This window comes from Caballeronia hypogeia (genome assembly GCF_001544875.2).
Taxonomy (GTDB): Bacteria; Pseudomonadota; Gammaproteobacteria; order Burkholderiales; family Burkholderiaceae; genus Caballeronia; species Caballeronia hypogeia.
This window is the reverse complement of the sequence record NZ_FCOA02000008.1, coordinates 44,233-64,185: the sequence shown is the minus strand read 5'-3', so window position 1 is coordinate 64,185 and position 19,953 is coordinate 44,233. Positions and strand designations below refer to the sequence as shown.

General features: G+C 64.6%; 20 protein-coding genes and 1 tRNA gene. 11 read left to right on the top strand and 10 right to left on the bottom strand.

The window, feature by feature from the left end; translation table 11 throughout:
- Window positions 1–63: 63 nt before the first annotated feature.
- The 4 genes from AWB79_RS40450 (at window position 64) to AWB79_RS14500 (ending at window position 2,666) form a co-directional block, all read left to right on the top strand.
- A complete protein-coding gene (locus AWB79_RS40450; protein ID WP_232470908.1) occupies window positions 64–219 on the top strand; it encodes a hypothetical protein in 156 nt (51 codons plus the stop codon).
- Window positions 210–1,460 carry an aspartate kinase gene (locus AWB79_RS14510; RefSeq protein WP_061168118.1) on the top strand — a complete coding sequence of 417 codons (1,251 nt, stop codon included), beginning with the start codon at window positions 210–212 and terminating at the stop codon, window positions 1,458–1,460. The genes AWB79_RS40450 and AWB79_RS14510 overlap by 10 nt, the downstream gene beginning before the upstream one ends.
- A 196-nt stretch (window positions 1,461–1,656) precedes the next feature.
- Window positions 1,657–1,749, top strand: a tRNA-Ser gene (locus tag AWB79_RS14505).
- Window positions 1,750–2,213: 464 nt separating this feature from the next.
- Window positions 2,214–2,666: an outer membrane protein gene (locus tag AWB79_RS14500; RefSeq protein ID WP_332459664.1), complete on the top strand. Its 453-nt coding sequence runs from the start codon at window positions 2,214–2,216 to the stop codon at window positions 2,664–2,666.
- A 54-nt stretch (window positions 2,667–2,720) separates the two neighbouring features.
- Here AWB79_RS14500 and loiP read toward each other — a convergent pair whose 3' ends face one another.
- The 9 genes from loiP to AWB79_RS14455 form a co-directional block, all read right to left on the bottom strand.
- Window positions 2,721–3,479: a metalloprotease LoiP gene (gene loiP / locus AWB79_RS14495; protein WP_061168273.1), complete on the bottom strand. Its 759-nt coding sequence runs from the start codon at window positions 3,477–3,479 to the stop codon at window positions 2,721–2,723.
- A gap of 176 nt (window positions 3,480–3,655) precedes the next feature.
- Window positions 3,656–4,591: a malonate decarboxylase subunit epsilon gene (gene mdcH / locus AWB79_RS14490; protein WP_061168116.1), complete on the bottom strand. Its 936-nt coding sequence runs from the start codon at window positions 4,589–4,591 to the stop codon at window positions 3,656–3,658.
- The gene (locus AWB79_RS14485) at window positions 4,588–5,217 is read right to left on the bottom strand and encodes a malonate decarboxylase holo-ACP synthase (protein WP_061168272.1); all 630 of its coding nucleotides are present in this window, start codon (window positions 5,215–5,217) and stop codon (window positions 4,588–4,590) included. The genes mdcH and AWB79_RS14485 overlap by 4 nt, the downstream gene beginning before the upstream one ends.
- Window positions 5,217–6,038, bottom strand: coding sequence for a biotin-independent malonate decarboxylase subunit gamma (gene mdcE / locus AWB79_RS14480; protein ID WP_061168271.1), 822 nt, complete (start codon window positions 6,036–6,038; stop codon window positions 5,217–5,219). Before mdcE ends, AWB79_RS14485 begins: the two co-directional genes overlap by 1 nt.
- Window positions 6,035–6,877, bottom strand: a complete 843-nt coding sequence (locus tag AWB79_RS14475; protein ID WP_061168115.1) for a biotin-independent malonate decarboxylase subunit beta — start codon at window positions 6,875–6,877, stop codon at window positions 6,035–6,037. The genes mdcE and AWB79_RS14475 overlap by 4 nt, the downstream gene beginning before the upstream one ends.
- Complete coding sequence (locus tag AWB79_RS14470) at window positions 6,874–7,176, bottom strand: malonate decarboxylase subunit delta (protein ID WP_061168114.1); 303 nt, start codon at window positions 7,174–7,176, stop codon at window positions 6,874–6,876. Before AWB79_RS14470 ends, AWB79_RS14475 begins: the two co-directional genes overlap by 4 nt.
- A 23-nt stretch (window positions 7,177–7,199) precedes the next feature.
- Window positions 7,200–8,060 (bottom strand): triphosphoribosyl-dephospho-CoA synthase, encoded by an 861-nt coding sequence (locus tag AWB79_RS14465; protein WP_061168270.1) that lies wholly within the window; start codon window positions 8,058–8,060, stop codon window positions 7,200–7,202.
- Window positions 8,061–8,065: 5 nt separating this feature from the next.
- On the bottom strand, window positions 8,066–9,727 hold the full coding sequence (mdcA, locus tag AWB79_RS14460) for a malonate decarboxylase subunit alpha (protein ID WP_061168113.1): 1,662 nt from the start codon (window positions 9,725–9,727) through the stop codon (window positions 8,066–8,068).
- Window positions 9,724–10,494 carry a GntR family transcriptional regulator gene (locus AWB79_RS14455; RefSeq protein WP_061168112.1) on the bottom strand — a complete coding sequence of 257 codons (771 nt, stop codon included), beginning with the start codon at window positions 10,492–10,494 and terminating at the stop codon, window positions 9,724–9,726. Before AWB79_RS14455 ends, mdcA begins: the two co-directional genes overlap by 4 nt.
- A gap of 145 nt (window positions 10,495–10,639) precedes the next feature.
- On the opposite strand from AWB79_RS14455, the gene AWB79_RS14450 reads away from it, so the two are divergent.
- The 3 genes from AWB79_RS14450 to AWB79_RS14440 all read left to right on the top strand — a co-directional run bounded on the left by AWB79_RS14450 (window position 10,640) and on the right by AWB79_RS14440 (window position 13,140).
- Window positions 10,640–11,953 carry an MFS transporter gene (locus AWB79_RS14450; RefSeq protein WP_061168269.1) on the top strand — a complete coding sequence of 438 codons (1,314 nt, stop codon included), beginning with the start codon at window positions 10,640–10,642 and terminating at the stop codon, window positions 11,951–11,953.
- A 189-nt stretch (window positions 11,954–12,142) separates the two neighbouring features.
- The gene (locus AWB79_RS14445; protein WP_061168111.1) at window positions 12,143–12,505 is read left to right on the top strand and encodes a hypothetical protein; all 363 of its coding nucleotides are present in this window, start codon (window positions 12,143–12,145) and stop codon (window positions 12,503–12,505) included.
- Between the two features lie 263 nt (window positions 12,506–12,768).
- Window positions 12,769–13,140, top strand: coding sequence for a hypothetical protein (locus AWB79_RS14440; protein WP_061168110.1), 372 nt, complete (start codon window positions 12,769–12,771; stop codon window positions 13,138–13,140).
- Window positions 13,141–13,234: 94 nt separating this feature from the next.
- Here AWB79_RS14440 and fabI read toward each other — a convergent pair whose 3' ends face one another.
- The gene (gene fabI / locus AWB79_RS14435) at window positions 13,235–14,032 is read right to left on the bottom strand and encodes an enoyl-ACP reductase FabI (protein WP_061168268.1); all 798 of its coding nucleotides are present in this window, start codon (window positions 14,030–14,032) and stop codon (window positions 13,235–13,237) included.
- Window positions 14,033–14,280: 248 nt separating this feature from the next.
- On the opposite strand from fabI, the gene AWB79_RS14430 reads away from it, so the two are divergent.
- The 4 genes from AWB79_RS14430 to AWB79_RS14415 are packed head-to-tail and all read left to right on the top strand — an operon-like array spanning window position 14,281 to window position 19,923.
- The gene (locus AWB79_RS14430; RefSeq protein ID WP_061168109.1) at window positions 14,281–16,149 is read left to right on the top strand and encodes an extracellular solute-binding protein; all 1,869 of its coding nucleotides are present in this window, start codon (window positions 14,281–14,283) and stop codon (window positions 16,147–16,149) included.
- A gap of 12 nt (window positions 16,150–16,161) precedes the next feature.
- The gene (locus tag AWB79_RS14425; protein WP_061168108.1) at window positions 16,162–17,205 is read left to right on the top strand and encodes a microcin C ABC transporter permease YejB; all 1,044 of its coding nucleotides are present in this window, start codon (window positions 16,162–16,164) and stop codon (window positions 17,203–17,205) included.
- Between the two features lies 1 nt (window position 17,206).
- Window positions 17,207–18,328 carry an ABC transporter permease gene (locus AWB79_RS14420; RefSeq protein ID WP_061168107.1) on the top strand — a complete coding sequence of 374 codons (1,122 nt, stop codon included), beginning with the start codon at window positions 17,207–17,209 and terminating at the stop codon, window positions 18,326–18,328.
- Window positions 18,325–19,923 carry an ABC transporter ATP-binding protein gene (locus AWB79_RS14415; RefSeq protein WP_061168106.1) on the top strand — a complete coding sequence of 533 codons (1,599 nt, stop codon included), beginning with the start codon at window positions 18,325–18,327 and terminating at the stop codon, window positions 19,921–19,923. Before AWB79_RS14420 ends, AWB79_RS14415 begins: the two co-directional genes overlap by 4 nt.
- Window positions 19,924–19,953: the final 30 nt, after the last annotated feature.

The following is a 19,953-nucleotide window of genomic DNA, read 5'->3' as shown; positions in this document are numbered from 1 at the left end:
TCTTGCGCGGCATCTCCGTTCAAAAGACTCGATTTCGCCCGCAACGACGCATCCGCGCGCCGCATGCAAACACTCGCGCGCGCGGCAGGCGTGCGGCGGCGCCCGCGTAGCGTGGCTGGCTTCAACATCCCCGAAGCGATCCAGCGTGAGCGCTCAGCGCTGCGCAACGAGCGCGTGAAGCGCGGTTTTCCCTCCAGTTCAAATCGACAATGGCACTGATCGTACACAAATACGGCGGCACCTCGATGGGCTCGGTCGAGCGCATCAAGAACGTCGCCAAGCGCGTCGCCAAATGGCACCGGGCCGGCCACAAGATGGTCGTCGTGCCCTCGGCGATGTCCGGCGAAACCAATCGCCTGCTCGGCCTGGCCCGCGACATCAAGGCCGACCCGGACCCGCGCGAACTCGACATGATTGCCTCCACCGGCGAGCAGGTGAGCGTGGGCCTGCTGGCCATCGCGCTGCATGCCGAAGGCCTCGAAGCCGTGAGTTACGCCGGCTGGCAAGTGCCGATCAAGACCGACAGCGCGTTCACGAAGGCGCGCATCAGCGAAATCGACGGCGAGCGCGTGCTGAAGGATCTCGATGCGGGCAAGGTCGTCGTCATCACGGGCTTTCAGGGCGTCGATCCCGAGGGCCACATTGCGACGCTCGGCCGTGGCGGCTCGGACACCTCGGCGGTTGCGATCGCGGCGGCGATGAAAGCCGACGAGTGCCTGATCTACACCGACGTCGACGGCGTCTACACGACCGACCCGCGCGTGGTGGAAGAAGCGCGCCGGCTCGACCGCGTGACCTTCGAGGAAATGCTGGAAATGGCGAGCTTGGGCTCGAAAGTGCTGCAGATCCGCTCGGTGGAATTCGCCGGCAAGTATCAGGTGAAGACGCGCGTGCTCTCCAGCCTGACCGATCCGCTGATGCCGCTCGACGACGAAATGCACTCCGGCACCCTGATTACTTTTGAAGAAGACGAGAACATGGAAAAAGCAGTGATTTCTGGCATCGCGTTCCAGCGCGACGAAGCGCGCATCGCGGTCATGGGCGTGCCTGACAAGCCGGGCGTCGCTTATCAGATTCTCGGTCCGGTCGCCGATGCGAACATCGACATCGACATGATCATTCAGAACCAGAGCGTGAACGGCAAGACCGACTTCACGTTCACGGTCGGCCGCGGCGACTACCAGCGCGCCCTCGAAATCCTGAACAACCAGGTGAAGGGCCACGTGCAGGCGGAAACCGTGCTGGGCGACCCGAAAGTGTCGAAGGTATCGGTGGTGGGCGTCGGCATGCGCTCGCACGTGGGCATCGCGAGCACGATGTTCCGCACGTTGTCGGAAGAGGGCATCAACATCCAGATGATCTCGACTTCCGAAATCAAGATTTCGGTGCTGATCGACGAGAAGTACACCGAGCTCGCCGTGCGCGCGCTGCACAAGGCGTTCGAGCTGGACCGGGCGTAATCGCCGGTTCGTTCCCGTGACATGTGTATGACCGCTCGCGGGCGGGTTTGAGTATGCATCGTTGCGGTTTGCGGAGCACGGTATTCAGGCCTCGATGGTTTTGGAAAAAATCGTCATGCGAATTTGACCCGGGCCCGCGAACACGCTATTATCTCGATCTCGTTGCACTGCACTCCCGGTGCCAACGAAAAGTTTGGGAGACGTGGCCGAGAGGTCGAAGGCACTCCCCTGCTAAGGGAGCATCTGGCTAAAAACTGGATCGAGGGTTCGAATCCCTCCGTCTCCGCCAGTAGTAGGAGAAAAGCCCCGCAAGGTTAAAAACTTGCGGGGCTTTTTGTTTTGCGCTTCGTTTTCGTGTGTCCGATGCCAAACGCGAAGGAGATGCCGCTCCAGACAATGGACGTATTGCTTCGTCATCCTGTGCGAATGATACCCTTGCCCGCCGCCACGTTCTTCCTGAATGACTTTGACGAAAGGCGACGTTCATTTAAGACATTTCCTCTATCGAAGCTGACTCTAGCTATCTAATCTCGCGCGTTGCTTGCTGTTGAGCAAGCTAAGCGCAACGCAACGCAAGCGTTCGTTGTTCCGGTCGTTTGTCCGAATGCGCTGATGCATCCGGCAACGCCCCTTTCACGGTTCATCAGGTTAGTCATGGCAGGTATCAGGAAACTCATTGCTCCAGCGCTCTTGTCGCTGCTTTGTGTTACGCAGGCGCATTCGGAGGGTCTGGATCCGACGCTTCTCAAATTGATGGGCGTACAAGGCCCACATAGCCAGTTCGCCGGTCCTTATGTCGGCGCCAAGTTCGGCGTCAACTGGTCGGACATCACCGGTCCCAATCCGAAGTCGACGCATACGACGTTCTTCCCCGGCATCGTGGCCGGCGTCAATTACGATGTGGATCGTTTCGTGGTCGGCGTCGAAGGCTTCATGGATTTCCACGGCGGCTCGACGACGAAAAAAGACGGCGGCATCGATCTGAAGCTCGGCATGCCGGTCAACGGAAACATCATGCCGTACGCGCGCATCGGCTTCACGGGCACGTGGCCCGATACGCGCCTGCACTACGGCGGCGGCGTCGAATACAAGTTCGCGAAGAACTGGAGCGTGGCGGCCGAGTACACCGGCGACACGTCGAGCTATCAGGGCGGCCGTCGTCACAACGACAGCCTGACCGCGGGCCTGCATTACTACTTCTTCTGATCGTCTTTTCGCCGATGCGCGCGCCTTTGCACGCGCATCGCGCTCACGCCGGCGTCACTTGCCCGACGCGATCCGGTCCTGAATGTGCTTCGCCCGCGCCGGCGACGACGGATGCGAGTCGAGCATGCCCGACTTTCCGCCATCGATCGTCGCGAGTTTCTGGAACGCCGTGACGAGCCCCGACGGGTTGTATCCCTTCTTCTTCTGCGTATCGAACGAGTAATCGTCGGCGGCGGTTTCCTGCGATTGCGAGAACTGCGCGTTGACGAACTTTTCGGTCAGGTCGCCGAGCTGCGAGCCGGAAATGCTCGCGATCATGCCCGAGCTCGACGCCGCCACCGAACGCGCCGCCGAGGTCGCATACGCGACCTGCATCGCCTTCTTCGTATGGCCGAGCGCGACGTGCCCCATCTCGTGGCCGACGACGCCGCGCACTTCGTCGTCGTTCATCAGGTCCATCAGGCCGCTGTAGACGCGCACGCAGCCATTGGCCATCGCCCAAGCGTTGACGTCCTTCGTGATGTAGACCTTGTAGTTGACCGGCACGCCGTTGATGTTGTCGCCGAGTTGCTTCGAAATCTTGTTGAGCCGCTGCGTGTAGGGACTCGATTCCGGCGCGACCTTGTTCTCGCTGTCCATCTGCGCGCACGACTTGTCGGAGAGCGTGCGCACGTCGTTGTCGCTCAGCATCAGCGCTTGCGTGGCGAGCTGTCCAGACTGGGCGAGCGAGTCCGCATTCAGGCTGCTGATGCTGGCGCACGAGGCGAGCGCGATGACGGCCGATGCCGCGATCGCCAGGCGAATGATTCTCATGGTTTCCTCTTTGGTTTCGTTGCGATTTTGTCGTGATGTCGAGTCCGCATCGAATGCGGGCGGGGGCAAATGCTCGATGCTGATCGACCCGTCGACCACAGGAAAATTCCGATTTTCCTTACAAAACCTGACAACGAGAAGACAAATTACTGAACCAGCGGGGCGCGCAAAGCGAATCAGTCTTCCGCGCGACGGCACGCGGCGCGCACGCGAGCGGCGATGGCGGAGACGGGCGAGGCGTCCATCGTGACGGAAGCGACGTCCGGCAGCGCTTCGGCGGCGAGCTGCGTGAGCGTCTGCCCCGGCGGCATCTCGACGAAGACATGCGCGCCGAGCTCGGAGAGCGCGATGGTCGAATCGTGCCAGCGCACCGGATAACGCAGGTTGGTGGCGAGATCCTCGCGGATGGCATCGGCGCGGCGCAGGACGCGCGCGCCGCGATTGCCGACATACGCGATACGCGGCGTTTCGATGCGCACCGCGCTCGCCGCGTCGATCAGACGTTCGGCGGCGGCTTCGAGCAGCACGCAATGGGACGGTACGCTCACGCACAGTCGTTCGGCCTTGCGCGCGCCGCGCGAAAGCGCGAGTTCGCGCACCTTCGCGAGCGCGGCGTCGCTGCCCGATACCACGATCTGACGCGGCGCGTTCAGATTGCCGATGAAGGCATCGGCGCCGCTGTCGACGATCGCGCGGGCGAGCTCGCTTTCGTTCAGCCCGAGCACGGCGAGCATGCCGTAGCCGCGCGGATAGGCGTCTTCCATGAGCGTCGCGCGCAGGCGCACGAGCTGCAGCGCGTCGTCGAAGGCAATCGCGCCGCACACGACCGCCGCGCCGTACGCGCCAACCGACAAGCCCGCGACGGCTTCCGGCGCGATGCCTTCGTCCGCGAGCGCCCGCGCCGCCGCCACGCCCGCGACGACGAGCGCGACCTGCACCGCGACGGTCGATTTCAGCGCGTCGTCCGTATCCAGTTCGAGGACGTTCGTGGCGAGTGCGTCGGAGGCTTCGGCGAGCGTGTGCGCGATCACCGGATGCGGCTTGTCGCCGCCGAGCCGATGCAGGAAGCCCGGCGTCTGCGCGCCTTGACCGGGAAACAGGTACGCGATCATGTCGCCGCCCAGGGATCGATGGCGAGGCGCGGACCGTCGGCGTGGCGCAGCATCACGCGCACGCCTGCGCGCGCGAACTCGGCGAGCGAGAAGGCCGCGTCGGGCGTTTCGACCTGCACGTCGATGCGCGTGTCCGCGGATTGCGCCGCGCGCGAGAGCGCGTCGGACAGCGACGAGGCTGCGTCGCGCGGCAGCGGAACCGGTGCGCGCACGACGATGTCGAGGTCGCTTGCGGGCGTGATCGCGGGCGTCGCGCTGGCAAGCTCGAAGCCCGCGCTGCCGGCCGGGCCCCAGTCGAGACCGTGCGCATCGATGATCGGCGCAACGGCGCGCAGCAGCACGAAGGCGGGCAGACTGGCGCGCGCGGAATCGGGCGCGCGGGTGCGCAGGTTTTCCGGCGTAAAGACTTCGCCGATCCAGCGCGGCTCGAGCCATGCGCCGAAGCGCTCGCTGCGCACGCCGCCACGCACGCCGACCGCGATTGCATCGCCTGAGCGCGGCGCGCGCCGCACGACCACGAACGGCGCGCGCGAGAGGGCCGGCGCGACCCAGGCGGGCGCGTCGGTGAATGGCGGCGCGCCGGGCGCGAGACGCAGCAAGTCGTGCGGACGCGGGGCGCGCTCCATCACGCGCTCCACTGCTCGCGCATGCGACGGCGCACTTCGATCGACGCGGCGCGCGTGCGTTTCGCATCCGCGGAAGCGAGCCGGTTCGAGAGATCGCGCGGGCCGTTGCGCGCATCCTTCACCGCGGCGGCGAGCGACGCCCGCACGCGTTCGATGCCGGCGGGAGAGGGCGCATCGGCATCGACGCCTTCGATCAGCTCGTGCAGCAGGCCGAGCTTCGCGTAGGCGCTCATTTTGTACGACATGGGCAGCACCGCGTCGCCGAGCGCGTCCAGGCTCTCGACGCTGCGCCGCGTGACGCGCGCGGCCGCTTCCTTGCCCATCGCGTGGACAGCGGTGCCGGGCGCGTCGAGCGCGACGATGCGGTTCGCCTGATAGCCATGCGCGAGATACGCACCCGACATCGCCGGACCGACGATCAGCGCGATCACCGGATGTCCGGCGAGCCGCGCGCTCGCGTAGGCGTCGACGGCGGCGGCGCACGCGAGATGAATGCCCAGCAGTTCCTCGCGTCGTCCATAAGCCTGGCTTTTCACGTCGACGACAGCGACGATCGGGCGCTTCACGTCCGCATCGCGGTCGGCGTCGACGACTTCGCGCACCGCGCGCGCCAGCAGCCAGCCCTGCTCCAGTCCGACGACGTTGTCTCGCGCGCGCGGAAAGCGGTTCCGCGGATCGGGCACGATGGCGAAGAAGCTTGCGCGCTCGCCGTCGAGCTGGCCGTCGCAGGTGCGAACCGGACCGCTTTCGGCCGCCGTTTGCGCCGGGCTGGCGGCAAGCGCGTCGAGCCAGCGCGCGCCACGGGAGAGACTATCGGTCATGATGCGCTCCACAGTTGGCGCAAGGTGTCGGGATCGATGGCGTCGGGGTTCACCTGCGCCAGCCGCGCGATGAAACCCTCGACGTTCTCGCTGCGATGCTGCTTCGGCACGCCGCGCACGAACGCCGCGAGCACGGCGTCGCGGACCTGTTCGGTGTCGTCTTCGACGAGCGTGTCCGCGAGCCCGACCGCCGCGCGCTCTTCGCCGCCGATCATCGACCAGATGAGGCGCCGGTCGCCCGAATCGAGCTCCTCGATGCCCGCTTCCTGTTCGATCACTTCCGGCCCGTTCATGCCGAGGCGCGCTTGCCGCGTCATCACGAGCTCGGTGCACAGCGCGGCCGCGAGCGACATGCCGCCGAAGCAGCCGACCATGCCGCCGATCACGCCGACCACCGGCACATGAGCCCGCAACGCGACGATCGCCGCCTGAATTTCCGCGATGACGGCAAGGCCGAGATTCGCTTCCTGCAGACGCACGCCGCCGGTCTCGAACAGCACGACGGGACGAATCGCGCGTCCGGCTTCGAATTCGCCCAACGCCAGTTCGAGCGCGGCCGCGATCTTCGCGCCCGATACTTCGCCGATGCTGCCGCCCTGGAACGCGGGTTCGATCGCGGCGATCACCGCGGGCTCGCCGCCGAGTGTGCCGCGTGCGATCACAGCGCCGTCATCGGCCTGGCAGACGATGTTCTGCATCGCGAGCCATGGCGACTCGATCCGGTCGAACGGCCCGAGCAGCTCGCGAAACGTGCCCGGGTCGAGCAGCGCCTTCGCGCGCTCGCGCGCCGTCATTTCGATGAAGCTGTGCCGCGCGAGAAAAGTGTCGTGTGCATTCATGCCGCATCTCCTTCGCTGGCCTCGACGGCTTCGTTCAGGCGCAGCATCACGACGCCGGGCGTCGCGCCGAAGTCGTTCAGCTCGATCTTCGCCGCGCCGTCGTAGCGCTGAAAGAAGCGGTCGAGCACGCTCTTCCACACGTGGCCGTAGCCATCGACGCTCGTACGGATCACCACCTCCGCGTTCGTTGTCTGCGAAGGCGACAGCAGCACTTCCAGATCGCCCGAGCCGACCACGCCCACGTGCGCGCGGCGCGTGACAGGCCGCTTGGCGGGGTATTCGTATCGCATGTTTTCCATCGTTCGTTCCTCTGCGGTGCACTTCAGGCAAGGCGCCTGAGACTGTCGAGAAAGAGCGTCGCCGCGAGCAGATCGGCGGCGCCGCCCGGCGATGCGTTCAATGTCAGCAAATCGGCTTCGAGCGTGGCGAGCGCGGCGCGGCCTTCATGCGTGCTCACGCCGCCTTCGCGCAGCACGCGCCGCGCGCCGCGTTGCGCGATCCGAAGCGCGGGTAGTCCGGCGCGATGCAAAAGACACGTATCGTCCAGCGACGCGATGATCGCGACGAGCGCATCGAGTTGCGCATGGGGTTCGGCGAGGCCGCGTGCGCGCGCATCGTCGAGTGCCGGAAGGCCGACGAGCCGCGCATGCGGAAAGGCTTCACGCGCTTCGCCTCGCGCGCCCGCGACCCGATAGCGTTCGCTCGCGCGCGCGCCGTGACTCTGCTGCGCGGCGCAAGGCGCGAAGCGGTCTTCATGGAGCGCGATTTCGGCGGCGGAAAAGCAGATCGCGTCGCTGTCGTCGGGCGCGTGCATCGCCGCGCCCGCGCACAGCAGACCGACGATCCAGATCGCGCCGCGATGCGCATTGCTGCCGTTCGTTGCGCGCATCATCGCGGCTTCGCCTTCGCGGCCGATGCGCGCCAGTTGCTCGCGCAGGGCTTGCGATGGCGAAACGCCGCAAGCCGCGCGCGCGATGGCGAGAAAGGTCGGCTGCAGCGCGTTGGCGGAGCGCTGCATCGTGTCCAGATCGAGATCGCGATGCGCGCCGCTGCCGCGTCGATCGACGAGCGCGGGTTTGGGCGTGAGACACGCCTCGGCGATCAGGGCATCGACGGCGTGTGTCGCGATGATCAGCGGCGCGAGCGGAAGTTCAAGGTCGCGTCGAAGGGGAAGGGCATTCATCGCGATCACCAGCTTCTGAAGCGCGCCGGCGGCGCATAGAGTCCACCCGACCACGCGACGAGATCGTCGATGCTGCGCGCCGCGAGCAGCGAGCGCTTCGCTTCGCCGCGCCGCACGCCGAGATCCTCCGGATACGCGACGATGCCGCGCCTTCTCAGTTCGGCGGTCTTCGCCGGATCGGCGCGCATGCCGATGGGCGTCACGCCCGCCACCGCCGCGAGCGCCGCGCGCCGCTCATCGACACCTTCGGCGGCATGCAGATACGCGATGCCTTCTTCGGTCACGACGTGCGTGACGTCGTCGCCGTAGATCATCACGGGCGCGATCGGCATCTTGCTCTTTTCGCCAACGGCGATCGCGTCGAGCGCATCGACGATGGTCGGCTCGCCGCCCTTCTTGTACGTCTCGGCGGTCTGCACGACGAGCTTTTGACCGCGCGCGATCTTCGGGTTCGGGCCATCGTCTTTCAGAAGCTTGAGCCACGCCTCGCTCGAATGACGCCGGCCGCGCGGATCGTGTCCCATGTTCGGCGCGCCGCCGAAGCCCGCGAGCCGCCCGAGCGTGACCGTCGACGAATTCGCGTCGGCGTCCATCTGCAAGGTCGAACCGATGAACAGATCGACGCCGTATTGCCCGGCAAGCTGACAGAACACTCGATTCGAGCGCAGGCTGCCGTCGCGGCCGGTGAAGAACACATCGGGCCGCGCCGCGATGTAGTCCTCCATGCCCACCTCGCTGCCGAAGCAATGCACGCTCTGCACCCAGCCCGATTCGATCGCGGGAATCAACGTGGGATGCGGATTGAGCGCCCAGTTCGTGCAGATCTTGCCTTTGAGACCGAGCTTTTCACCGTAGGTGGGCAGCAGGAGTTCGATGGCCGCCGTGTCGAAGCCGATGCCGTGATTGAGCGACGTGACGCCATAGCGGTCGTAGATGCCGCGAATGGTCATCATCGCCATGAGAATCTGCAGCTCGCCGATGTGGCGCGGGTCGCGCGTAAACAGCGGCTCGACCGCGAACGGGCGATCCGCCTGCACGACGACATCGACCCACGAGCCGGGAATATCGACGCGCGGCAGTTCATCGACGATTTCGTTGACCTGCGCGACCACGATGCCGTGCCGGAACGCGGTCGCCTCGACGATGGTCGGCGTGTCCTCGGTGTTCGCGCCGGTGTAGAGGTTGCCATGGCGGTCCGCCTGAACCGCGCACACGAGCGCCACTTGCGGCGTCAGATCGATGAACATGCGCGCGTACAGTTCGATGTACGTATAGATGGCGCCGATCTCCAGCATGCCGTCTTCGAGCAGTTGCGCGACGCGCAGGCTCTGCGGTCCGGCAAAGGCGAAATCGACCTTGCGCGCGATGCCTTGCTCGAACAGCGCGAGATGTTCCGGCCGGCTGATGCTCGAAATCAGCAGATGCACGTCGTGGACGCGCGCCGGATCGAGCTTCGCGAACGCGCGTGAAAGGAAGTCGGCCTGCTTCTGGTTGTTGCCTTCGAGCGCGACGCGATCGCCGCTCACGATGAGCGCGCTCAACGCATCGACGATGCGTTCCGCGTTCAGCACGGAGCCGTTCAGCCACGGCTCGATCAGCTCGAGACGCCGCGCCTTTTCCTGCGCGCGCGTCTTCCAGTTGCGGGTTGGAGCGAGAGCGTCGTTCATTCGTCTGCCTTCGGTGATGTCGTTCGGGAAGAGGCGCGGCGCTTCTTTTTGACATGGCTCGACTGGGCGAGCGCCTGCGCATCGGCGAGAAAGCGGTGGATCAGCTCGCCCGTCGCGAGCAGATGGCGCGCGACGAGCGTCTGCGCCCGTTCGATATCGCGCGCGACGAGCGCATCGAAGATTGCGCGGTGTTCGGCGTCCGAGGAATCCTTGTGGATCGGCAAGCCCAGCTTCAGACGCAAGTATCGCTCGCCGCGCCGATGCATCTGACCGATCAGCTCCATGAGGCGCGGGCGATCCGCGGGCGCGTAAAGACTCATGTGGAACTGCTCGTTGCGCACGACGTACAACGCGGGATCGGGCTCGTTTTCCGCGGCTTCGAGCAGGCGCTTCGCATCGGCGAGCGTCTCGGGCGTATGGTGTTCGATCGCGATGCCGATCGCGAGACTCTCCAGCGACGCGCGAATCTCGTAGATCTCGCGCGCTTCGTCGGCGGATTGCAGGCTGACGGCCGCGCCGCGATTCGGCTCGATCGTCACCCAGCCTTCGCTTTCGAGCTGGCGGAACGCCTCGCGCACCGGAATCGCGCTCACTGAAAACTGCCGCGCGATGGCGTCCTGGCGCAGCGGCTCGCCCGGCAACAGCGCGCCTTCGACGATCGCGGCGCGCAACGCATCCGCGATGAAGCGCGACGTGCTCTGGCGCGGTTCGAACTGCGCGTCGCGGAACGACACCGGATGCGATCCGGCTGAAAGATCTGTCGGCATGGCTAGGTGAAAGTGCGGAGTTGTCGGGTGCTGCTGTTCAAATATTATATATAAAAATGCACACGGAACCCCGGTGCTTTCCCTAGACGCCACAACAAATACTCTTAACGGGCGCGTCGTTAATTCCTATCGGAGAGACATGGCCATGCCGACAACGCTGGATCGACAGATAAGCGCCACGCGCGCCACGAAGACGCCGCTCAACCGGTCGCAGATCACCGGTTTCTGGGGCGCGTGGGCGGGCTGGACGCTCGACGGAATGGATTCGTTCATCTACGCGCTGGTGCTGGCTCCTGCGCTCACGGAATTGCTGCCGCGCTCGGGCTATGCGGCGACGCCCGCGAACGTCGGTCTCGCGGGCTCGATTCTCTTTGCGCTGTTCCTGGTCGGATGGGGGCTTTCGTTCATCTGGGGGCCGCTCGCCGACCGCTTCGGGCGCACGAAAGTGCTCGCCGCGACCATCTTCACGTTCGCGATCTTCACGGGCCTCGCAGCGACAGCGCATACGGTATGGGAACTCGGCACCTATCGCTTTTTCGCTGGCGTGGGGATCGGCGGGGAATGGGCGCTCGCCGGAACCTATGTGGCGGAAGCGTGGCCGGAGGATCGCCGCAAGATGGGCGCGGGCTATCTGCAAACGGGCTATTACGCGGGCTTTTTCCTCGCGGCCGCGCTGAACTACACGATCGGCGCCGCGTTCGGCTGGCGCGCGATGTTCCTGGTTGGCCTTTTTCCGGTCGTCATCTCGATCATGGTGCTCTTGCGCGTGAAGGAAACCGACAAGTGGGAGCGCTCGGAAACGGCGCATCCGCACGTCAAACACGAGAGCTCGCTCAAGGCGATCTTCAACGCGCAGTATCGCAAGCGCACGATCGTCGCCACCGTGCTGCTGACGGTCGCGATCATCGGTCTGTGGGCGGGCGCGGTGTACGAACCTTCCGCCGTCATCCAGTTGGCGACCAAGGCGGGCATGGATAAGGCGGGCGCGGCGCGCATGGCGTCGATCGCGACGGGCCTGCTTTCCATCGGCACGATCATCGGCTGTCTCGCGCTGCCGCCGATGGCCGAGAAGATCGGCCGCAGAAAGACACTCGCCGTGTACTTCGTCGGCATGGCGGCCTCGATTGCGCTGGCGTTCGGCTGGGCCTTTTATTTGCCGAACGGCCTGGTGCCGTTCATCGCGCTGCTCGTCGTGCTGGGCTTCTTCGGCGGCAACTTCGCGCTGTTCTCGCTGTGGCTGCCCGAGCAGTTCGAAACGCGCGTCCGTGCGACGGCCTTCGCGTTCTGCACGTCGATCGGACGCTTCTTCGGTGCGATCGTCAACTTCGGCATCGGCGCGATGGTGCTCAACATGAAGACCCTCGGCGTGCCGATCGCGATCACCGCGATCGCGTTTCTGATCGGCCTCGCGGTGATTCCGTTCGCGCCGGAAACGAAGGGGCAGGAGCTGCCGAGCTGAGCTTCATCGACCGCGTTTTCGACGGCGGCCTTCGAGCGATTCGAGGCCGCCGTTTTTCTTCGACGCATCCCTTACTTTTCGTAAGTTTTAGCTCAGTAATAGCTGGTTACGAAGTCGCACACTTGCCATAGGATTCGTCCGATATAGTCCGGCCAACACAACAAACAACCCATCGAGGTGGGGCTTCACATGAACAAGGTATCGAAGGCTTCCGTGTTGGCCGCCGCCGCGTTGCTCGGCGGACTGACGTTGTCCGGCGCGGCCATGGCGGGGGTGTCCGTGGGTGTGAACATCGGGGTGCCCGCGCCCGTGTATGTCGCGCCCGAGCCGGTCTATGCGCCGCCTCCGCCGCCCGTCGTGTACGCGCCGCCGCCGCCGGTGTATGCGCAGCCGGTCGTCGTGATCGGCTGGCACGGTGATCGTTACTGGGACGGCCGCCGCTATTGGGATCGTGACGATTACTACCGCTATCACGGTCATGGTCACGGTCACGGCCATGATCACGACGACCACGACGACCATGACAACGGCCGTCACAACGGCTGGCATTGATCGGGTCACGTAGCGACTCACGTTTTCCAGAAGGCCACCCGCGGGTGGCTTTTCTATTTTCGCCTGACCATCGGACGGCGGAACTGTCGCATTCGAGACACTCCTGGGTGATTCCCTCCTGCATGCCATGTAACAAAAGGTAAGCTTTCTCCAGACATTACGCTGCGGCGCGTAATAACTTACAAAGCTGAAATATTGCGCCGAAAGCTTTCCGTTATATTTGGCCGCAAGCGAACTAGTGGAAAAGCGAGGTCCGTTTGCATATGAAAATCGAAATTTCGGGACGCGTTCTGGCGGGCTTGCTGGCGGTGGCAATGTGGAGCGCGGCGAGTGCCGCGCGCGCCGATGTGCACGTCGGCGTGAATATCGGCGTTCCGGCGCCCGTGTATGTCGCGCCGACGCCGGTGTATGCGCCGCCTCCGCCGCCGGTTGTGTACGCGCCACCGCCGCCGATGTATGCGCCGCCCGTGGTGATCGGCTGGCACGGCAACCGGTATTGGGATGGCCGCCGTTACTGGAGCCGCAACGACTACTATCGGTATCACGGACATGGACGCGGGCCGCATCACGGTCCGCCGCCGGGGCACGCTTACGGCCACGGCAATGGACATGGCGGCCCGCACGGGCATCGCTGATTTCCCGCCGTTACCGCTGCGCCAAAGACAAAGCGCCGGTCACCCGAAGGTGAGCGGCGCTTTTTTCGAAGCTCCGGGCGTGGCGGATGCGCGCTTATTCCGCGTCGGCGCCCATGCCGCCGACGACCGCGTGGAAGCCTGCATCGACATGTACGACTTCCGCGCTCACGCCGCCCGACAGATCCGACAGCAGGAACGCCGCGACATTGCCCACCTGCTCGATGGTCACGTTGCGCTTGAGCGGCGCGTTTTCTTCGACGAAGTTCAGGATCTTGCCGAAGCCCTTGATGCCGCTCGCCGCGAGCGTCTTGATCGGGCCTGCGGAAATGGCGTTGACGCGCACGCCCTTGCCACCGAGCGAAGGCGATGCCGCCATGTAGCGCACGCTCGCTTCCAGCGACGCCTTGGCGAGGCCCATCGTGTTGTAGTTCGGCAGCGCGCGTTCGGCGCCGAGATAGCTGAGCGTGAGCAGTGAAGATCCGTCCTTCAGGAGCGGCAGCGCGGCCTTGGCGAGCGCGGGGAAGCTGTACGCGGAGATATCGTGCGCGACGCGGAAGTTCTCGCGCGTCATGCCGTCGAGGAAGTCGCCGGCGATCGCCTCGCGCGGCGCGAACCCGATGGAGTGCACGAGGCCGTCGAGCGAGTCCCAGCGTTCCTTGAGGGAGGTGAAGAGCGCGTCGATCTGCGCGTCGTCGGCGACGTCGCAGGGATAGACCATGTCGCTGCCGAACTCGGTCGCGAATTCGGTGATGCGATCCTTGAAGCGCTCGCCGACATACGTGAACGCGAGTTCCGCGCCTTCGCGTTTGCAGGCCTCGGCGATGCCGTAAGCGATCGAGCGGTTCGACAGCAGGCCCGTCAGCAGAATTCGTTTTCCAGCGAGAAAGCCCATGAATGCTCCTTCTTTGATGTCAATGTCGCGCGCGAATGATGAAACGGATGCCGCGCGTATCGTGCGTGGCGCCATTGGCTTGAATGCGGCTTGAGTGAGAACCCGAGGCCGCGAGCCGAACGGTGCGTGATTTTGGGTAGAATTCTCTCACATCGCAATGCCCCGCCTGAGATTCTCGCGGCTCGCGCTTCGGCCTTCCGGCTGGATCACTCCATCGCGTCACACACTCAAATCGCGTCCAGAGGCACATGACGACTCGCACGACGATCCGCTCATTCAGCGCCTCATGCAAATTCATCGCGCTCGCCCTGGCCGGATCGGTGACGTGGCTCGCTAGCCCTGCCTACGCGGTTCACGCGATCGCGCAATACGGCGAGCCGAAATATCCGGCCGGTTTCAAGCACTTCGATTACGTCAATCCCGACGCTCCGCGCGACGGCACGCTCGTGCTCGCGAACCCGAGCCGGCTGACGAGCTTCGACAAGTTCAATCCGTTCACGCTGCGCGGGAATCCGGCGCCCGGCCTTTCACTGATGTTCGAAAGTCTGACGACCGGCAGTTCCGATGAAGTATCGACCGCTTACGGTCTGCTCGCCGACGACATCTCGGTCGCGCCGGACGGCATGTCGACGACCTTCCATATCAACCCGAAGGCGCGCTTCTCGAATGGCGATCCGGTCACGGCGGAAGACGTGAAGTTCTCGTTCGAGACGCTGAAAAGCCCGCTGGCCGCGCCGCAGTTCTCGGTGTACTTCGGGCAGATCGCGCGCGCGGTCATCGTCGATCCGCTCACGATCCGCTTCGAGTTCAAGAGCGCCACGCGCGAGATGCCGTTGCTCGCGGGCGGCATTCCGGTGTTTTCGCGCAAGTGGGGCATGAAGCCCGACGGCACGCGCATTCCGTTCGATCAGATCGCATTCCAGAAGCCCATCGGCAGCGGGCCGTATCTGATCGACCGGTTCGACAACGGCCGAACCATCTCGTACCGGCGCAATCCGGACTACTGGGGCGCGGCGTTGCCGGTGCGCGTGGGCCTGTTCAATTTCGCGCATATCGACTACAAGCTCTACGGCGATCCGACCGCGCGTCTCGAAGCGTTCAAGGCGGGCGAATACGACGTGCTCGTGGAATACGTCGCGCGTAGCTGGGTGCGGCGCGATATCGGCAAGCGCTTCGACAGTGGCGAGCTGATCAAGCGCGAGTTTCCGCAGCACAACGGCACCGGCATGCAGGGCTTTTTCATGAACACGCGGCGTCCGCTGTTCAAGGACGTGCGCGTGCGTCAGGCGCTCGATCTCGCGCTCGACTTCGAATGGCTCAACCGGCAACTGTTCTTCAACCAGTACAGGCGCATCGACAGTTTCTTCGTCAACACCGACTTGCAGGCCAAGGCCAGGCCGAGCGAGGGCGAGCTGGCGATATTGAACCCGCTGAAGACGCAGCTCGATCCCGCCGTGTTCGGCGAAATGCCGAAGCAACCCGACACCGATCCGCCCGGCTCGTTGCGCGCCAATCTCATCAAGGCGCGTGAATTGCTCGCCGAGGCCGGCTGGACGTATCGCGACGGCGCGCTGCGCAACACGAAAGGCGAGCCGTTCGTGTTCGAGATTCTCGACGACACCGGCGGCGGCGCGTCGATGGAACCGGTCGCGGCCGCGTTCGGGCGCAATCTGCAGAAGCTCGGCATCACGATGAATTTCCGCACCGTCGACTACGCGCTGATCCAGAAGCGCCTCGACTCGTTCGACTTCGACATGACGAGCGTGCGCATGCCCGACGTGCAGGTGCCGGGCACCGAACAGGTCTCGCGCTTCGGCAGCAAATCGGCGGACGAGCAGGGCTCGGACAATCTCTCGGGCGTGAAGTCGCCGGCCGTCGATGCGATTCTTCAGAAAGTGATCTCCGCGCAGACGCGCGAGCAGCTCGTCGACGCGACGCACGCGCTCGATCGCGTGCTGATGAATGGCTACTATGTGGTGCCGCACTGGTACTCGGCGACGCATCGCGTGGCGTATCGCAATACGCTGGCGTATCCGTCTAGCCTGCCGCTGTATTACGGCGCCGAGGAGTGGGTCATATCGACGTGGTGGGCGAAGCCCGCGCACGCGGCGAAGTAACGAGGACGCGCCATGTGGAGTTACATCCTTAAACGCATTCTGTTGATGATCCCGACGCTCATCGGCGTGCTGACGCTTACGTTCGTCGTGATCCAGTTCGTGCCGGGCGGTCCGGTCGAGCAGGCGGTGCATGATTTGCGGCGCGGCCAGTCGGAAGGCGGGGGCGGCGGCTTCGGTCTGCGCACGCATACCGGCGTCGATGCGCAGCAGGTCGAGCAGCTCAAGAAACTCTACGGCTTCGATAAACCGCCGCTGCAACGCTACTTCCTGATGCTCGGCAAGTTCGCGCGCTTCGATCTCGGTGAGAGCTACTTCAGGCATCAGAGCGTGTGGTCGCTGATCGTGTCGAAGCTGCCGGTGTCGATCAGCATCGGCTTGTGGACCTTCTTCATCACGTATCTGATATCGGTGCCGCTCGGTATCGCCAAGGCCGTCAAGAACGGCTCGAAGTTCGATGTCGCGACGAGTCTCATCGTGCTGATCGGCTTCGCGATTCCGGGCTTCGTGCTGGGCGTGCTGCTGCTCGTCTTGTTCGGCGGCGGTTCGTTCTGGCAACTGTTTCCGCTGCGCAATCTCACCTCTGACAACTGGGCGACGTTCTCGCTCGGCGGCAAGGTTCTCGATTATCTGTGGCACATCACGTTGCCCGTGGTGGCGTCGGTGGTGGGCAGCTTCGCGATCGTCACGATGCTGACGAAGAACGCCTTCCTCGATGAAATCCGCAAGCAATACGTGCTCACCGCGCGCGCGAAGGGCCTGAGCGAGCGCCGCGTGCTCTGGAAGCACGTGTTCCGCAATGCCCTCCTGCCGCTGATCGTGGGCTTTCCGGCGGCATTCATCGGCGCGTTCTTCACGGGCAGCCTGCTGATCGAGACGCTGTTCTCGCTCGACGGGCTCGGCCTGCTCTCGTACGAATCCGTCGTGCGGCGCGATTATCCGGTCGTGCTCGGCACGCTCTATCTCTTCACGCTGATCGGCCTCGCGACGAAGCTCATCTCCGACCTCTGCTACGTCTGGGTCGATCCGCGCATTCAATTCGAACAACTGGAGCGCTGATTTGAATCGAGCCGCTTCACCCCGATCGTCACGCCGCGACGCCAACGGCGGCGACGCGCAACCGTTGCGCGGCGAAGTATCGGTGCCGCCGGGGCGGCGCGTCTGGCAGCGCTTCAAGCGCAATCGGCTCGGCTACTGGAGCCTGATCGTGTTCGTCGTGGCGTTCGTGATTAGTCTTGCGGGACCGCTGTGGTCGAACGACAAGCCGATCGTCGTGCGTTATCAGGGGCATCTGTACTTTCCGCTCGTGAAAACCTACGCGGAAACGACCTTCGGCGGCGACTTCCCGACGCCCGCCGATTATCTCGATCCGTTCGTGCGCGACCGTTTCAGCGCGCCTGGCAATTTCGCGATCTATCCGCCCAATCACTACTATTACGACACGCTCAACTACTTCTCGAAAGGCTCGAATCCCGCGCCGCCTTCGCGCGAGAACTGGCTCGGCACAGACGACCGCGGCCGCGACGTGTTCGCGCGGCTCGTCTACGGCTTTCGAGTCTCCGTGATGTTCGCGCTCGTGCTGACGGCGATCGGGACGGTGCTCGGCGTCGTCGCGGGCGCGGTGCAGGGTTATTTCGGCGGGAGAGTCGATATCACCGGGCAGCGGCTCATCGAAATCTGGAGCGCGATGCCGGAGCTTTACCTGCTCATCATCTTCGCTTCGATTTTCGAGCCGAGCCTCGTGCTGCTGATCATCCTGTTGTCGCTGTTCGGATGGATCGGCTTGTCGGATTACGTGCGCGCGGAGTTTCTGCGCAATCGGACGCAGGATTACGTGCGCGCCGCCCGCGCTATGGGCCTCTCGAACTGGCAGATCATCTGGCGGCACGTGCTGCCCAACAGTCTCACGCCCGTCATCACGTTCCTGCCGTTTCGCATGAGCGGCGCGATTCTCGCGCTCACCAGCCTCGATTTCCTCGGTCTCGGCGTGCCGTCGCCGACGCCATCGCTCGGTGAACTGCTGGCGCAGGGCAAGGCCAATCTCGACGCGTGGTGGATTTCACTCTCGACGTTCGGCGTGCTCGTCGCGACGCTGCTGTTGCTGACCTTCATGGGCGATGCCTTGCGCAATGCGCTCGATACGCGCATCGCGGATGCGGTCAAAGCCGGAGGCGGCCAGTGAGCGCGCCGCTGCTTTCGATCGAAGAACTGCGCGTGCGTTTCGGCGACACGCTCGCCGTCGATGGCGTCAATCTGGAGATTCGCACGGGCGAACGCGTGGCGCTCGTCGGCGAGTCGGGCTCTGGCAAGAGCGTGACCGCGCTCTCGATCCTGCGCCTTTTGCGCGACGCGGAGCTTTCCGGCTCGATCCGCTTCGAAGGCGACGATCTCCTCGCGAAGAGCGAACGTGAGATGCGCGGCCTGCGCGGCAGCGACATCGCGATGATCTTCCAGGAGCCGATGACCGCGCTCAATCCGCTCTACACGGTCGGCGACCAGATCGGCGAGACGATCCGGCTCCACGACGGCGCCAGCCCGCGCGAGGCGCGGCAACGGGCGATCGCGCTGCTCGCGCGCACGGGCATCACGGAGCCGGGGCGGCGCGTGGACAGCTATCCGCACCAGTTGTCGGGCGGACAGCGCCAGCGCGTGATGATCGCGATGGCGCTCGCGTGCCGGCCGCGCCTCTTGCTCGCCGACGAGCCCACCACCGCGCTCGACGTGACGATCCGCGCGCAGATCGTCGAATTGCTGCTGGAATTGCAGCGCGATGAGGCGCAGAAGCGCGGCATGGCGGTGCTGCTGATCACGCACGACCTGAATCTCGTGCGGCGCTTCGCGCAACGCGTCGCGGTGATGGAGAAGGGCGCGCTGGTCGAAAGCGGGGCGGTCGAGCAGATTTTCACGTCGCCGCAGCATCCGTACACGACGCGTCTGCTGGCGAGCAAGCCGCAGCGCGCCGTGCTGCCGGTGCTGCCGATCGCGCCCGTGCTGCTGGATGCGAAACAGGTGTCCGTCGACTACCCGACGCGCCTGCCGGGCGTCGAGGGCTGGTTCCGGCGCGGCCGCTTCAAGGCCGTGCATGACGTCACGCTGACCGTGAGGCAGGGTGAGACGCTCGGCATCGTCGGGGAATCGGGCTCGGGAAAATCCACGCTCGCGATGGCGCTGCTCGGCCTGCAGCGCATCTCGAACGGCGCGGTGCAGTTCCAGGGCCGCGCGCTCGGCGATTTTCGCGGGCGCGAAAAAACCGTGCTGCGCTCGAATCTGCAAGTGGTGTTTCAAGACCCTTTCAGTTCCCTGTCGCCGCGTCAGACGGTCGAGCGGATCGTCGGGGAGGGGCTGGAACTGCATCGGCCGGAAATGGACGCCGTCGCGCGCCGCGCCAGGGTGATCGCGGTGTTGAAAGAGGTCGGCCTGGATCGCGCGGCGCTCGCGCGATATCCGCACGAGTTCTCGGGTGGACAGCGTCAGCGCATCGCGATTGCGCGGGCACTCGTGCTGGAACCGAGCATCCTGATTCTCGACGAGCCGACCAGCGCGCTCGATGTTTCCATTCAGACTCAAGTACTTGCGCTGCTCGCCGACATTCAGAAGAAACACAATCTGGGCTACGTATTCATCAGCCACGACTTGCAGGTGATCGGTGCCATGGCGCATCGCGTCGCGGTGATGCGGGATGGAATTGTCGTGGAAGCGGGTGAGGCGGAGAAGATTTTTGCAAACCCGTCCGACGAATACACAAGAAAGCTTCTGAAAGCAGCCCTTGAATCCTAAAAATCTTTCTTTTTCGCCAATTGGGTGCCC

Bases quoted from the DNA above. Each gene is read 5' to 3' on its own strand.
- AWB79_RS14450 (WP_061168269.1), top strand. From the start codon at position 10,640: ATGCCGACAACGCTGGATCGACAGATAAGCGCCACGCGCGCCACGAAG.
- AWB79_RS14475 (WP_061168115.1), bottom strand. From the start codon at position 6,877: ATGAATGCACACGACACTTTTCTCGCGCGGCACAGCTTCATCGAAATG.
- AWB79_RS14430 (WP_061168109.1), top strand. From the start codon at position 14,281: ATGACGACTCGCACGACGATCCGCTCATTCAGCGCCTCATGCAAATTC.
- mdcE (WP_061168271.1), bottom strand. From the start codon at position 6,038: ATGACCGATAGTCTCTCCCGTGGCGCGCGCTGGCTCGACGCGCTTGCC.
- AWB79_RS14465 (WP_061168270.1), bottom strand. From the start codon at position 8,060: ATGAATGCCCTTCCCCTTCGACGCGACCTTGAACTTCCGCTCGCGCCG.
- AWB79_RS14455 (WP_061168112.1), bottom strand. From the start codon at position 10,494: ATGCCGACAGATCTTTCAGCCGGATCGCATCCGGTGTCGTTCCGCGAC.
- AWB79_RS40450 (WP_232470908.1), top strand. From the start codon at position 64: ATGCAAACACTCGCGCGCGCGGCAGGCGTGCGGCGGCGCCCGCGTAGC.
- AWB79_RS14425 (WP_061168108.1), top strand. From the start codon at position 16,162: ATGTGGAGTTACATCCTTAAACGCATTCTGTTGATGATCCCGACGCTC.
- AWB79_RS14470 (WP_061168114.1), bottom strand. From the start codon at position 7,176: ATGGAAAACATGCGATACGAATACCCCGCCAAGCGGCCTGTCACGCGC.
- AWB79_RS14510 (WP_061168118.1), top strand. From the start codon at position 210: ATGGCACTGATCGTACACAAATACGGCGGCACCTCGATGGGCTCGGTC.
- AWB79_RS14445 (WP_061168111.1), top strand. From the start codon at position 12,143: ATGAACAAGGTATCGAAGGCTTCCGTGTTGGCCGCCGCCGCGTTGCTC.
- fabI (WP_061168268.1), bottom strand. From the start codon at position 14,032: ATGGGCTTTCTCGCTGGAAAACGAATTCTGCTGACGGGCCTGCTGTCG.
- AWB79_RS14500 (WP_332459664.1), top strand. From the start codon at position 2,214: ATGGGCGTACAAGGCCCACATAGCCAGTTCGCCGGTCCTTATGTCGGC.
- mdcH (WP_061168116.1), bottom strand. From the start codon at position 4,591: ATGATCGCGTACCTGTTTCCCGGTCAAGGCGCGCAGACGCCGGGCTTC.
- mdcA (WP_061168113.1), bottom strand. From the start codon at position 9,727: ATGAACGACGCTCTCGCTCCAACCCGCAACTGGAAGACGCGCGCGCAG.
- loiP (WP_061168273.1), bottom strand. From the start codon at position 3,479: ATGAGAATCATTCGCCTGGCGATCGCGGCATCGGCCGTCATCGCGCTC.
- AWB79_RS14485 (WP_061168272.1), bottom strand. From the start codon at position 5,217: ATGGAGCGCGCCCCGCGTCCGCACGACTTGCTGCGTCTCGCGCCCGGC.
- AWB79_RS14440 (WP_061168110.1), top strand. From the start codon at position 12,769: ATGAAAATCGAAATTTCGGGACGCGTTCTGGCGGGCTTGCTGGCGGTG.